At 66.6% G+C, this 14,740-nt stretch carries 13 protein-coding genes; 2 read left to right on the top strand and 11 right to left on the bottom strand.

What is annotated here, in order from left to right:
- Window positions 1-8: 8 nt before the first annotated feature.
- The 4 genes from LR961_RS17590 to glnA form a co-directional block, all read right to left on the bottom strand.
- Window positions 9-755: an N-acetylmuramoyl-L-alanine amidase gene (locus LR961_RS17590; RefSeq protein WP_232151273.1), complete on the bottom strand. Its 747-nt coding sequence runs from the start codon at window positions 753-755 to the stop codon at window positions 9-11.
- A 371-nt stretch (window positions 756-1,126) separates the two neighbouring features.
- A complete protein-coding gene (gene amt, locus LR961_RS17585; protein ID WP_232151272.1) occupies window positions 1,127-2,551 on the bottom strand; it encodes an ammonium transporter in 1,425 nt (474 codons plus the stop codon).
- 21 nt (window positions 2,552-2,572) lie between these two features.
- Complete coding sequence (locus LR961_RS17580) at window positions 2,573-2,911, bottom strand: P-II family nitrogen regulator (RefSeq protein WP_232151271.1); 339 nt, start codon at window positions 2,909-2,911, stop codon at window positions 2,573-2,575.
- A 308-nt stretch (window positions 2,912-3,219) separates the two neighbouring features.
- Window positions 3,220-4,629, bottom strand: coding sequence for a type I glutamate--ammonia ligase (gene glnA, locus LR961_RS17575; RefSeq protein ID WP_232151270.1), 1,410 nt, complete (start codon window positions 4,627-4,629; stop codon window positions 3,220-3,222).
- Between the two features lie 214 nt (window positions 4,630-4,843).
- On the opposite strand from glnA, the gene LR961_RS17570 reads away from it, so the two are divergent.
- On the top strand, window positions 4,844-5,638 hold the full coding sequence (locus LR961_RS17570; RefSeq protein WP_232151269.1) for an undecaprenyl-diphosphate phosphatase: 795 nt from the start codon (window positions 4,844-4,846) through the stop codon (window positions 5,636-5,638).
- 83 nt (window positions 5,639-5,721) lie between these two features.
- Window positions 5,722-6,543, top strand: a complete 822-nt coding sequence (locus LR961_RS17565; RefSeq protein ID WP_232151268.1) for an META and DUF4377 domain-containing protein — start codon at window positions 5,722-5,724, stop codon at window positions 6,541-6,543.
- Window positions 6,544-6,855: 312 nt separating this feature from the next.
- Here LR961_RS17565 and LR961_RS17560 read toward each other — a convergent pair whose 3' ends face one another.
- From LR961_RS17560 to LR961_RS17530, 7 genes are all read right to left on the bottom strand, one after another.
- Entirely contained in the window at window positions 6,856-7,464 is a 609-nt protein-coding gene (locus LR961_RS17560) for a YbhB/YbcL family Raf kinase inhibitor-like protein (RefSeq protein WP_232151267.1), read from the bottom strand.
- A 14-nt stretch (window positions 7,465-7,478) separates the two neighbouring features.
- On the bottom strand, window positions 7,479-9,548 hold the full coding sequence (locus tag LR961_RS17555) for a tetratricopeptide repeat protein (RefSeq protein WP_232151266.1): 2,070 nt from the start codon (window positions 9,546-9,548) through the stop codon (window positions 7,479-7,481).
- A 58-nt stretch (window positions 9,549-9,606) separates the two neighbouring features.
- A complete protein-coding gene (locus LR961_RS17550) occupies window positions 9,607-10,599 on the bottom strand; it encodes an alpha/beta fold hydrolase (protein WP_232151437.1) in 993 nt (330 codons plus the stop codon).
- A gap of 54 nt (window positions 10,600-10,653) precedes the next feature.
- Window positions 10,654-11,448, bottom strand: a complete 795-nt coding sequence (locus LR961_RS17545; RefSeq protein ID WP_232151265.1) for a lysophospholipid acyltransferase family protein — start codon at window positions 11,446-11,448, stop codon at window positions 10,654-10,656.
- A gap of 270 nt (window positions 11,449-11,718) precedes the next feature.
- Entirely contained in the window at window positions 11,719-12,147 is a 429-nt protein-coding gene (locus LR961_RS17540; RefSeq protein ID WP_232151264.1) for a hotdog fold thioesterase, read from the bottom strand.
- 27 nt (window positions 12,148-12,174) lie between these two features.
- Window positions 12,175-14,151 carry a phospholipase D family protein gene (locus LR961_RS17535; protein ID WP_232151263.1) on the bottom strand — a complete coding sequence of 659 codons (1,977 nt, stop codon included), beginning with the start codon at window positions 14,149-14,151 and terminating at the stop codon, window positions 12,175-12,177.
- Window positions 14,152-14,155: 4 nt separating this feature from the next.
- Window positions 14,156-14,737 (bottom strand): YceI family protein, encoded by a 582-nt coding sequence (locus tag LR961_RS17530; RefSeq protein ID WP_232151262.1) that lies wholly within the window; start codon window positions 14,735-14,737, stop codon window positions 14,156-14,158.
- Window positions 14,738-14,740 lie beyond the last annotated feature (3 nt).

Here is a 14,740-nt window from a genome sequence, read left to right as displayed (position 1 = left end):
ACCCGGATTCACTGCTTCTGCAACAGCAGCGAATGCAGGATGCGGGCGTCCTCCGCGTCCAGCTCGGCGGGGAGCGTGTCGCTGCCACGGAAGCGGCGGTGGAAAGCACGCGCGGCGGCGGCGCGGTCATCCAGCGGGTAGCCCAGGGCCTGCAATGCCATCCAGCGGTCAAAGCCTTCCGGCGCCGGCCCATGCGCAGCATTCGGCCAGATGCCGAAACCGGCTTCGGCCAGTTGCTGCCAGGGGAAGAAGCGGCTGGGATCGGCCTTGCGCGTGGGTGCCAGGTCGGCGTGGCCGATGATCTGGTTGCGCGGGATGTTGTAGCGGGTGCACAGGTCGTCGAGCAGACGCAGCAGCGTGGCGATCTGCGGCTGGGTGAACGGGCTGTCACCGTTGTTGTCGATCTCGATGCCGATCGATGCCGAGTTGAGGTCGGTGATGCTGCCCCAACGGCCCCCACCGGCGTGCCAGGCGCGCTCGCTGTCGGCCACCAGCTGGTAGAGGTCACCATCGCGGCCCACCAGGTAGTGCGAGCTGACCTTGCCGCCGCTGTTGGCGCTGCGCAGCGTGTCCAAGCTTTCCTGCACCGAATCCTGTTCGGTGTGGTGCAGCACGATGATCACCGGGCTGCGGGCATTGTGGTTCGGCGACGGCACCCACTGCGCGAGCGGATTGCGCTGCGGCGTGGAAGTGCAGGCGGCAAGTGCGGCGACCAGCGCCAGCGGCAACAGGAGTTTGCAGTTCATGGGGGGCATTGCACGGTGCTGCGCGCCGCATGGCAAGTGACCAACGGCAGGGAACAGGACGTTCCGGCAAGGGAATGTGATTGTGGTCGTGGGTGCCGCGCGGTGGTTTCTGCATCTGTCGCGCTGGGGACTTGCTCATGTCGGTTGGTTCTCCGGTGTCGAGCTGCCCTCACCCCAACCCCTCTCCCGGCGGGACAAGGGCTTCTCGGCTCCCTCTCCCTTGCGCCGAAGGCAGAGGGACTCTTCAGCCCCCTCCCTTGCGCCGAAGGTGGAGGGGAGAGTTGGGGAGGGGTAGCGTTGCCGTTGCGGAATTCTCCCAGCGGCGCACCCTGCCCTCACCCCAACCCCTCTCCCGCAAGCGGGAGAGGGGCTCAAAGCAATCAGACCTCGTAGGCGGACTCACCATGCGTGGTGACGTCCAGGCCGGTGCGTTCGGCTTCCTCGCTCACCCGCAGGCCGACCAGCGCGCGCACCACCAGCAGGATCAGCGCGGTGACCACCGCGCTCCACACCACGGTGAAACCGACGCTGACCACCTGCACCCAAAGCTGGTGCGCGATATCCAGATCAACCTTGGTGCCGCCGAGCGATTGCGCGCTGAACACGCCGGTGAGGATCGCACCAACGATGCCGCCGACGCCGTGCACGCCGAACACGTCAGCGGTGTCGTCGGCCTTGAGCAGACGCTTCAGGCCGGTGACGCCCCACACGCAGACGATGCCGGTGACGAAACCAATCACGATCGCACCCAGCGGCCCGACCGTGCCGCAGGCCGGGGTCACGCCAACCAACCCCGCCACCGCGCCCGATGCCGCACCCAGCGCCGAGGGATGGCCCTTGGTCACCGCTTCGACCAGCGTCCAGCCCAGCACCGCCGCAGCGGTGGCCAGCACGGTGTTGATGAAGGCCAGCGAGGCAACGGTGTCGGCGGCGGCGGCCGAGCCGGCGTTGAAGCCGAACCAGCCCACCCACAGCAGCATCGCGCCGATCCAGGTCAGCGGCAGGTTGTGCGGCTTCAGTGCGGTCTGGCCGTAGCCCAGGCGCTTGCCGACGAACCACGCGGCCACCAGGCCGGCAACACCGGCATTGATGTGCACCACGGTACCACCGGCGAAATCGATCGCACCCAGCTTGCCCAGGTAGCCACCACCCCAGACGATGTGCGCCATCGGGATGTAGCTCAGGGTGAACCACAGCGCCGAGAACAACAGCACCGCGCGGAATTTGATGCGCTCGGCGAAGGCGCCGACGATCAGCGCGGTGGTGATGCCGGCGAAGGTGGACTGGAATGCCACGAACAGCAGGTCCGGCAGGCCGGCGATCGGCGTGTTGCCCACCGAGTCGGGCGTGAAGCCCTTGAGGAAGGCGAACTGGGTGAATGATCCGAAGAACTCGTTGCCCGCGCTGAACACCGCGCTGTAGCCGTAGGCCACCCACAGGATCAGCACCAGCGAGAACACCACCAGCACCTGGCTCAACACCGACAGCACGTTCTTGGTGCGCACCAGTCCGCCGTAGAACAGGCCCACGCCGGGCACCACCATCATCAGCACCAGCAGCGTGGCGGTGAGCATCCACGCCACGTCGCCGCGATCAAACGCAGGCGCTGCTTCGGCTTCCGCGGCGGCCGCAGGTGCGGCTTCCAGCGGTTGCACGGCGACGCTTTCCGTGGCCGCCGGCGGGGTCTGGGCCTCCTGGGCCATCGCAGCGGGAGAGAACATGCCCAGCGCCACGAGGGCGAGCATGAACGACAGGCACAGGCCACCGAACCGGGCCTTCAGCCCGGTGAAAATTTCCGTTCGCATTGTCGACTCCGACTGTGGGGGTTAGAGCGCGTCAGCGCCTGTTTCGCCGGTGCGGATGCGCACCACCTGCTCGAGCGGGGTAACGAAGATCTTGCCGTCGCCGATCTTGCCGGTGCCGGCCGAGGCTTGCAGGGTTTCGATCACCGCTTCCACGCGGTCGTCGGTGACGGCGGTTTCGATGCGGATCTTGGGAAGGAAATCGACCACGTATTCGGCACCGCGATACAGCTCGGTGTGCCCCTTCTGACGCCCGAAGCCCTTGACCTCGGTGACGGTGATGCCCGAAACGCCAACCGCGCCCAGTGCTTCACGTACTTCGTCCAGCTTGAATGGCCTGATGATGGCGGAGATCAATTTCATGCGCATGTCCCGATGTGGAGAAGGCCGGCCCAAGCCTGCGGGCCGGAGTCATGTCTTCCACCGGCCGCGTGGCGGCCGCTGGCTGTTGCGCCGAACGTGTCATGGGCCTCGCTGTTGCCAACACGCTTGCGCGCATTGGCAGCAGTGACGCGGGAGGGAGGAACGGCCCAATCGCGCGTTGCGGACTCTCTTGCCCCTGGTGTTGCGGTGTTGCGTGTTGCTTCAGACCGCCGGCGTGGCTCCCCAGCCGCGCAAGCGGCGGTGATGACGAAGGTGGGAGGGGAGCCCTTCGTCATCACCACCTGAAATCAGCTTGCGTAGTACAGCTGGTACTCAAGCGGGTGCGTCGCAGCGCGGAACGCGGTGACTTCCTTCATCTTCAGCGCGATGTAGGCATCGATGAAGTCGTCGCTCATCACGCCACCGGCCTTGAGGAACTCGCGGTCCTTGTCCAGTGCTTCCAGCGCCTGGTCCAGCGAGGAGCAGACCTGCGGGATCAGCTTCTCTTCTTCCGGCGGCAGGTCGTACAGATCCTTGTCGCTCGGTGCGCCCGGGTCGATCTGGTTCTTGATGCCGTCCAGGCCGGCCATCATCAGCGCGGTGAAGGTCAGGTAGCCGGACTGGATCGGGTCCGGGAAACGCATTTCGATGCGGCGCGCCTTCGGGTTGGACACCCACGGAATGCGGCATGAAGCCGAACGGTTGCGCGCCGAGTAGGCCAGCATCACCGGGGCTTCGAAGCCCGGCACCAGGCGCTTGTAGCTGTTGGTGCCGGAGTTGGCGAAAGCGTTGATCGCACGGGCGTGCTTGAAGATGCCGCCGATGTACCACAGCGCCATCTGGCTCAGGCCGCCGTAGCCGTCACCGGAGAACAGGTTGGCGCCGCCCTTGGCCAGCGACTGGTGCACGTGCATGCCGCTGCCGTTGTCGCCGACCAGCGGCTTGGGCATGAAGGTGACGGTCTTGCCATTGCGATGGGCCACGTTCTTGATGACGTGCTTCATGCGCTGCAGTTCGTCGGCCTTGGTCACCAGCGTGTTGAACTTGGCACCGATCTCGCACTGGCCGGCGTTGGCCACTTCGTGGTGGTGCACTTCGACTTCGATGCCGACCTTTTCCAGCACCTTGCACATTTCGGCGCGGATATCGTGCAGCGAGTCGGTCGGCGGCACCGGGAAGTAGCCGCCCTTCACGGTCGGACGGTAACCGCTGTTGGTGCCGTCGTAGCTCTTGCCGGTGTTCCAGGAGCCTTCCTCGGAGTTGATCTTGAAGAAGGTGTGGCCCATGTCATTGGCGAACTGGACCGAATCGAAGATGAAGAATTCCGGCTCCGGGCCGAAGAAGGCCAGGTCGGCGATGCCGGAGGACTTCAGGTAGGCCTCGGCGCGCTTGGCGATGCCGCGCGGGCAGCGGCCGTAGCCCTGCATGGTGGCCGGGTCGAGCACGTCGCAGGTCAGCACCAGGGTCGGATCGGCGTAGAACGGATCAAGGTAAGCGCTGTCAGCGTCGGGCAGCAGCACCATGTCCGATTCGGCAATGCCCTTCCAGCCGGCGATCGAGCTGCCGTCGAACATCTTGCCTTCCTCGAACAGCGACGGCTCGATGATCGAGACCGGGAAGGTCACGTGCTGTTCGATACCGCGCATGTCGACGAAACGCAGGTCGATGAACTCGATCTGGTTGTCCTTGATCAGCTTCTCAACGTTTTCCAGGGACATCGGGTGAAACCTCGGATGGGTGATGACGTGGGTGTGATGAAGCAACTAGCGTGCCAAGTCCGAAATCATCGCAAAGCATTGTTTTCATTGAGTGAAAGTTACAGTTGCACCGGTCGTGACGCACCATCAGGGTGCGATCCGCCCGTGCAGCACCATTAAGGTGCAACACGCACCATGGACTATGCTGTTGCGGCCTTTTTCTTCCTTCCTCTCCATGTCCGACCTGCTCTCCGCCCTGTTGCTGGGCATCCTCGAAGGCCTCACCGAGTTCCTCCCCATTTCCAGCACCGGCCACCTGCTGATCGCCCAGCACTGGCTCGGCACCCGCTCGGACTTCTTCAACATCGTGATCCAGGCCGGCGCCATCCTCGCCGTGACCCTGGCGCTGCGGCAGCGGCTGTGGTCGCTGGCCACCGGGCTGGGCGAGCGCGAGAACCGCGATTACGTGATGAAGCTGGGCGTGGCTTTCCTGATCACCGCGCTGGTCGGCCTGCCGGTACGCCTGGCCGGCTGGGAGCTGCCTGAAACCGTCACCCCGGTGGCCTGGGCGCTGGTGATCGGCGGCGTGTGGATGATGGTCGCCGAGCATTTCGCCTCGCGCCTGCCCGACCGCGACACGGTGACCTGGAACGTGGCCATCGCCGTGGGCCTGGCCCAGGTGATCGCCGGCGTGTTCCCCGGCACCTCGCGCTCGGCGGCGGCGATTTTCCTGGCCATGCTGCTGGGCCTGACGCGTCGCGCGGCGGCGGCCGAGTTCGTGTTTCTGGTCGGCATTCCCACCATGTTCGCCGCCAGTGGCTACGCGTTCCTGGAACTTGCCAAGGACGGAAAGCTCGCCAGCGAGAACTGGACCGACGTCGGCGTGGCCTTTGCCGCGGCCGTGGTCACCGGCTTCATCGTGGTGAAGTGGCTGCTGGGCTATATCAAGCGCCGGCCCTTCACGGGCTTTGCGCTATACCGCATCGCACTGGGGATCGGGCTGCTGCTGTTCTTGCCTGCTGGAAACTGAATGCGTCCGCGCGATGGCAACCCCGGCCCCCTGCTTCGCCCGTTTGTCGTCTTGAACCTACCCATGCTCCAAAGGAGTTGAACATGAAGCGCATCCTGCTTTTGTCCCTGCCCGTCGCCATGATGGTCGCCTGCAGCAACCCGTCCAACGGCACCAAGACCGAGACCACGCCGCCGGCCAGCACCGCCACTGCGTCGGCCCCGGCCGCGGCCAACATCGACGGCAACCTGCTGGGCACCAATCACTGGCTGCTGGACAACGCGGTGGACGCCTCGGGCAAGCGCATCGATGCGCTGTTCGTGCGTGCCGACAAGCCGGTAACGCTGGACTTCAAGGATGGCCGCCTGTCGGTCAGCAACACCTGCAACCACCTTGGCGGCAGCTACACGCTGGAAGGCAATGCACTGACCGTGGGCCCGATGATGTCCACCCAGCGCGCCTGCGGCGAGCCGGGCGTGATGGAACTGGACCGCCTGGCCGGTGACCGCCTGCAGGGCAAGCTGACCGTGCGTTCCCTGGACGCGGCCGGGCTGAGCGTGGCCACCGCCAGCGGCGACGTGCTGACCTTCCGTGGCGAGCCCACTCCGGAAACCCGCTACGGCGGCACCGGCGAGCGCGTTTTCATGGAAGTGGACGCCCAGACCAAGCCCTGTTCGCACCCGCTGATCAAGGACTACCAGTGCCTGCAGGTGCGTGAAGTGAAGTACGACGACAAGGGCCTGGAACAGGGCAAGCGCGGCGCGTACGAGAACTTCTACGGCAACATCGAGGGCTACAACCACGAGCCGGGCGTGCGCAACGTGCTGCGCCTGAACCGCTTCCAGATCAAGAACCCGCCGGCCGACGCTCCCTCCGTCGCCTACGTGCTGGACATGGTGGTCAGCTCGGAACTGGTGAAGAAGTAAGCCGACAGCACTGCTGCGGATGGGAAGAAAGGCGCCGCGAGGCGCCTTTCTTTTTTTCGATGCCGGCTTTGCTGCCCCCTCTCCCCAACCCCTCTCCCGCACGGGGAGAGGGGCTCGGTGCGCTTGAGCCTGAAGCATTGCCTGCAACCTCGGCTTTCAAAGTCCCTCTCCCCTTGCGGGGTGAAGCCGGCTGCTTGCGAACCATTGGTTCGCAGCCCGTTGAGCGCCCTTGCACCAGCGCAAGGGCTGGGGCGCGGAACGGGGGTTGGGGAGAGGGGAAAGCCCCCCACCGAGCATGGCTCGGCACTACCGTTACAGCTTGGGGTTGAGCGTGTAGGTGCCGTGGATGGCGGCCTCGGCCAACACATGGCCCTGGATGGCACGGTAGACATCGGCGGCGGTGAAGACCCCTTCCACCGGCAACGTTTCCACGTCCAGCGCGAACACGCGGAAGAAGTAACGATGCAGTCGTTCGTCGTTGAACGGCGGGTACGGGCCGTCATAGCCGAAGTAATTGCCGGCCATGTCGGCATTGCCGGCAAACCAGCCGGTGTAGTCGTTCAAGCCCTGGCGTGCACCGGCCGGACCGGCAGGCTGCTGCTTGCCCTTCACGGTGAAGCCATCGCTGCAGCTGCCGGCCGCGATCTCACGCGCGTCTGCCGGAATGTCCACCATCACCCAGTGCACGAAATCACCGCGCACCTGGTCCAGCGGAATGCTGACATCGTCACGGCCAACCAGCTCGGGCACGGTCGGCACGTCCGGGTCCACGCACAGCAGCGCGAACGAACGGGTACCTTCCGGCACCTCGCTCCAGGCCAGCTGCGGGTTACGGTTGCCGGCAAAGCCGTTGGCATCGCCGGCGGCAAATTCCGCCGGGATCGGCTGGGCGTTGGAAAAACTCTGGCTATGCAGTTTCATGCGCGCTCCTGGGATCAGACTTCGGGGTAGCCCAACCGCGCCACCACCGGCGCCAGCTGTGCAAACTCGGCCGACAGGGCCTGCGTGTAACGGCGCCAGTGACCGGGTTCAATCGTGCCCGGGCCGAGGCTGCGCACCGTCGGGAAGCGCATGCCGAACGCCCGCTCAAGCAGGGCAGCCATCGCCGCCGGGTCGTTCACCGCATCGTCGGTGCGCATGATCATGTGCGTGTACAGATCCTGCTCGTGCAGGTCGGCCACCTGCTCCAGCGCGCGCACCAGCCACTGTGCGGCCTCCATGCTGGAGGTCAGGGCCAGCGGTGCCGGTGCGCCCAGCGCCAGCCATTCGATCAGCATGTCGCGCGGGTCGCGCACGGCGATGACCAGGCGACCCTCGGGCAGCTGCGGGCGCAGTGCCCACAACAGGGCGTTGTCCCACCACAGCAGCCAGTCGATGACGTTGCCGTCGGCGATGCCACGGGCCGGCAGGTGCTCGCGCCACTGCTGCACCATCTGCTCCGGGCTCAGCGCGTCGGTGGCCAGGCGCTGCAGGGTCAGGAAGTTCTGGAAGCCGTCGTTGGGCGGGGTCGGCCCGAAGCGGTCGGCACGCAGCACCGCGCTACCGGCGGCCATCACCGTTGCCACGCGCTCCACGCCCGAACCGGGTGCGCCCCACAGGAACATCGGCCGCATCAGGTTGTCTTCGGACACCTGGCCCATCTCCGGCCACTGGCTCGGTGCCTTGGCCTGCGGCGGCAACGGCAGCCGCGTCGGCACCAGATGCTGGTGCAGGCGTACCCAGGTGGCCACCGCACCGGCCGGATCACCGGCCCGGTCCTGCACGGTGCCCAGCCAGCTCTGCAGCGGGGCGTGCGCCGCTTCCGGTGCGTTGTCGGCCAGCGTCCGCACATGATCGACCGCGGCTGCCGGATCGCGCAGCAGCAGGGCCTCGACAATGCGCTGCTCGGCGCTGGAACGGCCCGGTTCCACACTGACGATGTGGCGGGCGACCGCTTCGGCCTGCTCCGGCTGCTGGTTCATGTCATGCAGGCGCATGCGGGTTTCCAGCGCGGGAATGTGATCGGGCATGGCCACCAGCCAGCGCTCGGTCACTTCCACCGCTTCATCGCTGCCCACCTGCGCCACGGCCAGTCGTGCCAGCCACAGATCGTGCTGCTGCGGGTGCTCCTGCACGGCCGCTTCCAGCTCGGTGCGGGCTTCTTCCTCGCGGCCCAGGCGTTGCCAGGCCATCAGCAGCAGCTGCAGGGTGTCGCGGTCGCCGGGCAGTTGCTGCAGCAGCGGGCGCAGGTGTTCCAGCGCCTGCAACGGCTGGCCGGAAGCCAGTTCCAGCTCGCCGGCCATGCGCCGCATGCCGGGCGTGTCGCCGCCGGCAGTGGCCAGCACCTCGCGCATCACCTCGGCGGCGCGATCGGTGTGGCCCTGACGCAACGCCAGCTGCACCAGCAGCCCGCGCAATGCCTGATTGGCCGGGTTGAGCTCGACCACGCGGCGGAACGACTGTTCGGCGAAGGCCAGCATGTCCTTGCCCAGGTAGGCAAAGCCCAGCGCGTACAGCACGCGCGGGTCGTTGGGCAGCTGCTGGCTGGCCGCCGACAACACCGACAGGGCGCGGTCCACGTCACCGCGACGCAGCGCGATCATGCCCTGCACCGCCGCCAGCTCCGGGCTGTCCGGCTCCACGCGTGCGGCCATGCGCGCCAGTCGATCGGCTTCGTCGGTGTCTTCGCGGGCCAGCGCCAGGTGCGCCTGCATCAGGTAGGCGGAGAATTCATTGGGGTTGAGCGCGGTGCTGCGGTCCAGCGCCTGCCCGGCCGCCTCGATCTGACGCAGTGCCAGCAACAGCCCGGCCTGCTGCAGATGCAGGGCGGCATCATCAGGCGCCAGCGCCAGCGCCTGATCCATGCTGGCCTGCGCCTGGGCCAGCTCGCCTTGCTGCTGCAAGGCCAGCGCCAACCAGCGGTGGGCCTGCGCCTGCTGCGGTTCGGTGGCGGCCCATTCCTGGGCCAGGGCCACGCCCTCGTCGGTGGCGTTGCGGCGCAGGGCTTCAATGATCTTGTCTTGCATGGCGGTCCAGCGTGAGCGCAAAAAACGCATTGTAGCGGGCCTGCCCACGCACCACGGTTCAGCCGGCCAGCGCCTCGCGCAGCTGCTGCGCCACCCAGCGCTCGGAGAAGCCATCGCCGCGCAGGCTTTCGATGAAGCCGCAGTGCCCGCCCCAACGCGCAATCTGCAGGCGTGCGTGTTCGGGCAGCTGCCAGTCGCCGAACGTGGAGAACGGAATCACCGGATCGTCGGCAGCCATCAGGATGTCGGCCGGCACCTGCAGGCCGGCCAGCTTTCCGCCGGCAATGGAATAGCCGTCGAAGTAGTCCTGCAACGAGGCAAATTCGGTATGGCGGTCCACCAGCCAACCGGTCAGCGCGCGGATGTCCAGCTTGAGCACGGTGTCATCGCAGTCGGCCAGTTCCGGGAACAACGCGCGCTTGCGGCGCAGCGAGCCGGTCCACTTGCGGCGGAAATACCAGTCGTACATCGCCGGGCCACGCTCGATGCTGTCCATCGTCACCGCCGGATCCAGCACCGGGCATACCGAGGCCACGTGCCGCAGTGGCACGCCAGCCTTCGGCGCATGCAGGGCAAGGCGCAGCACGAAGTTGCCGCCCAGCGAGTAGCCGGCGGCGACCATCGGCAGATCCGGAAAGCGGCTTGCCACGTCACCAGCGGCGTGCACCACTTCCTCGATGCGGCAGGAATGGAAGATGCCCGGATTCAGGTGGTGGGTGTTGCCGTGGTCGCGGAAGTTCAGCCGCACCACGTCCAGGCCCTGCTCGAGCAGGCGCGCGGCGGTCATGCGCATGTAGCTGGATTCGGCGCTGCCTTCCCAGCCATGCAGCAGCAGCGCCAGGCCGGCCGGGGCGATGCCCGGCACGCGGCTGTGCCAGGCCTGCAGGCGCACGCCGGCGCCGCCGTCCAGGATCAGTTCGTGGGTCAAGGCGCCGGTGGCACCGAGCAGCTGCTCGCCACGGCGCAGCCGCACCCGGCTGGATGCCAGCATCGACTGCAGGTGCGGATTACGCAGCCAGCGCGGCGGTTGGTAGTGGTCGGCGTTCAACATGGTCGGCATGTTGCACCGGCGTGGCTGGATATCCGATGAGCCACCGCGATCACCTTAGGGCCCTTCCATCACCGCCACGATGCGCGCACGCGAGGTTTCAGCGATGCGGCGGCGGCCTTCCAGATCCTGGCTGCCGATCGGCGCCAGGAAGTGCACCTCGGCGCGGCGCACCGGTTCGCCCAGCAGCCGCAGGAAATTGCCGAAGAAACTTTCGCCCGGCGCGAACGCCACCATGGTCTGCGCGTCGCCGCGCACGCCATAGCGCAGCGCCACCGGCTGCACCGGCACATTGGCTTCGACCGCGGCCTGGAAGATACGTGCGTGGAACGGCCCCACTTCGCCACCACCGCGCGTACGCCCTTCCGGGAACACGGCCACCGGCCGCTGCTCCTGCAGGCGCTTGACCATCTCCTCCATCACCCCGCCCAGCGACTCGGTGTTGCCGCGCTGGTGATAGATGGTGTGGCCCCGACTGGCCAGCCAGCCGACCAGCGGCCACCCGGCGATCTCACGCTTGGCCACGAAACCGACCATCTTCTGACTGTGGATCATGCTGATGTCCACCCAGCCCACATGGTTGGCCACGAACAGTACCGGCCCGGGCATCGGCTGCCCGTAACGGTGCAGACGAAAACCGAATATCCACATCAGCCCGCCCGACCACCAGCGCACCACCCGGTGTTCCAGGGGATCGACAGGGCCGCCGATGCGCCCGAACGGCGGCATCATCAGCAGCAGGATCAGGGGCAGGAACACTACGATGTGGACCAGCAGCAGCGGGACGCGGTACAGGTAGCGGAATACGCGAACCCCACCGTCCTGGCGGGTATGGCGACGAGGGGATGTCATCCGCGCACGATACCGGATGCGGTCCGGCTTCCGCCAGCGCGCTTGCAGCCGCAAACCCCGTCCCGCCTGCGGCTCACGGCTGAAAAGCGTTTACCCCTCCCCAACCCTCCCCTGCTGCGCAAGGGAGGGGGTGACAGCAACAGCGGTTACGTTGACCGTTGCGGTTGCACGAGATTCTTCAGCACACCTGATCCGCTCCCTCCCTTGCGCAGCAGGGGAGGGTTGGGCAGGGGTCCGTCTGCTTCCACAGCGCACTCAACCCGCGACAACTCACCCCACCGGCACCACCGCCAGCGTCAACCGCGACACGCACACCAGCTTGCCGCCTTCGTTCTCGATGCGGATCTCCCACACCTGGGTGGTACGGCCCACGTGCAGCGCGCGGGCGGTGCCGGTGACCACGCCTTCGCGGGCGGCACGCAGATGATTGGCGTTGATTTCCAAGCCGACGCAGACCTGGTTGGCCGGGTCCACGCACAGGTTGCCGGCACTGCTGCCCAGGGTCTCGGCCAGCACCACCGAAGCACCACCATGCAGCAGGCCGTACGGCTGGCGGGTGCGCGCATCCACCGGCATCGTTGCCTGCAACCAGTCATCACCGGCGGCGGTGAACACGATGCCCAGGTGCTCGATCAGCGTGTTGCGGCTCAGTTCGTTGGCCTGCTGGAGGTCGACCGGCTCACGGAATACTCGGGACATGGCAAAACCCTGCTGTTGAAAGAGTGGCTACAGAATCGGCACCAGGCCGGCACCAAAAGCGGTGAGCATGCGCACCAGCAACCACTTGGGGCCGACATCCACCTCCGGGAAATCACCCACCGCGGTGTAGCACGCGTGGAAACCGGGGTCCTGCCGGCGCAGCGGCTGCGGGCAATCCGGGCCGGGCTTGAACTCGTAATCGGTGGCGTAACGCCACGGCCAGAAATCCAGGATGGGCAACGCCTCGGACGCCTTGCCCAGGCTGTAGTTCAGGCCGGAGAACACCGGCGCCTTCTGCCGTGGCGCCACCACCCAGGAGTTGTCCGGGTGGATGTCGCGCAGGATGCTCTGCGCAAGTTGCTCGGCAAACACCGGGTCCTTGATGATCACCGCGCCTTCGGTGTTGTAGTTCTCGCTGCGCGGGTCGAAGTTGTGGGTGCCGATCACGCCGATCCGGCGGTCCACCACCAGCGACTTGGCATGCAGGCCCATGCGGGCGCCGCGCCGGGTCACCGGCAACGGTCGGTTGGCCGCGCGCGTGCTCAGGAACGACGGCCGGGTTTCGGTACGCAGCACTTCGCGTTCCACTTCGCTGCCGTTGGCGCTGGAGCGCCGTCCGGACCCACTGCCACGCACATTGCTGCCGGCCGCGCTGCCGCCAATAAGCCGGTTGCGCGAGGCGCCGCTGCCGGGTTCGGCGTCCAGCGGCGCCGGCACCAGCTGCGGGTAATTCACCGGCGCATCCAGCGGGAACGGCTTGTATTCGTAGATGTTGAAACCCAGCTCGCGCAGGTTGCGGCGTTTGTACTTGTACGACAGCGCATAGACGATCGGGTTGTCGGTGGCGGCCAGGCTGTTGGTGGACACCACCACGCGCGGCGGTTCCTGTCGTTGGCGCAGGTCCTTGAACAGCTTCTGCGCCGGTTTGGACAGCACCAGGTACGGCGTCTGCAACAGCACCTCGCTCTGCGCCGAGGCAATCAACGCATCAAGCGTCGGCTCGGTCAGGTGCTGGCCGTTGAGCGGCTCGTCCTCGCGTTCGTTGCGGTGCTTGCGCGGCAGGTCGGCCACGTAGCTCACCGAACGCACCGGCAACGCCGTATCGACGAAGGCGCGGCTGATGAAGTCGCTGTCGGAAGCCTCCTCACCCACCCGTTCGATCCGCTCCGGGCGACGGAAATCAGCCGGTGGCAGGGTCGGCACGCCGTGCTTGAGCAGGGTGCGACCGACATCGTTCAGACGCTCGGCCGGCACGCTGAGGCGCGCATCCCAGAACGCCTGGAAATTGGCCGCCATCTCCCGCACTTCCGGCCCGGCCAGCAGCACATCGCGGTCGCGGAAGTTGTACTCGCTGTCCCAGTCGTAATAGTCGTCCTGGTAATTGCGTCCGCCGACCACGCCGATCACGTCATCGATCACCAGCAGCTTGTTGTGCATGCGCTGGTTGAAGCGACGGAAGCAGCACAGCACGCTGCCGGCGTAGTCGAAGTAATTCAGCCGCGCCTTGCCGAACGCCGGGTTGTACACACGCAGCTGGAAGTTGACGTGCGCGCCGGACAACGCACCCAGCACCTGCAGGTCGGAGATGGCCGAGAGCTGGTCGATCAGCACCCGCACCTTGACCCCGCGCCGGGCCGCGGCCAGCAGCTCGTCGATCACCAGCCGCGCACTGTCGTCGGTATCGAAGATGTAGGTCTGCAGGTCGATGCTGCGGGTGGCGCTGCGCAGCAGGTTCAAGCGTGCGACCAGCGACAGCTCGCCTTCGTCGAGGATGGTGGCGTAGTGCTGCGGCTCGGTGCCGGTGGACTCGGCCATGGCCCGTCCGCCCAGCGCACGCAACGGTGAATCCTGCGCGCAGCGATCGGCGCGCGTGCACTCCACGACGCTGGAACGCGCGGACACGGCAATGCCCTGCGCACGCTCGCGCTGCTGCGGCGACAGTGAGGCACAACCGCCGGCCAGCAGGACCACCAGCACAAGGAAAAGACGTACTACAGGATTCACGGATTCACGGTTGGGGTGCGCCGACGAGGCGCGTTCTCAATATGAAGGTCACTCGGTCGCTCAACGCCATCTGCCAATTGTCCATGCCGTAGCGGCCGCGCAGGATGGTACCTCGGCTCACCAGGTCGCAATCATAGCCGGGACGGGCGCATTCAGGCTTTGCCAGGCGCAGCGTCTCCTGGCGGCTGATGCCGCGGATGGTCAGCTGCCCCTTGACGTCGCCGCCGTGCTGGATCAGCTGCGGCCAGTACGGTTCGGACTCGAACTCGACCAGCGGATAACGCGCCACGTCGAAGAAATCCTCGCCGCGCATCCACCCCGTGTAACGCGGCTTGTCCGGGATTTCCACGTACTGGGCAAACATGCGCAACCGCACCTGATGGCGGCCGTCGGGTAGTTGTATGGTCCAGGCCTCGAAGCGCGGGAACAGCCCCTCCACCTTCTGCCCGAAGCGGGTACGTATCTCAAAACCGAACTGCGAACGCGCCGTGTCGATCTGCGGCACGGCCGGCACCGGCGGTGCCGCAATGGCCGCGCCTGCCGGCACCAACAAACTCAGCAACAACCCCCATCGCACAACCGGCATTGC

Origin of the sequence: Stenotrophomonas sp. SY1 (assembly GCF_021202945.1) — a bacterium.
Classification (GTDB): domain Bacteria; phylum Pseudomonadota; class Gammaproteobacteria; order Xanthomonadales; family Xanthomonadaceae; genus Stenotrophomonas.
The sequence above is the reverse complement of the archived record's forward strand: the minus strand, read 5'-3'. Positions and strand labels throughout refer to the sequence as shown.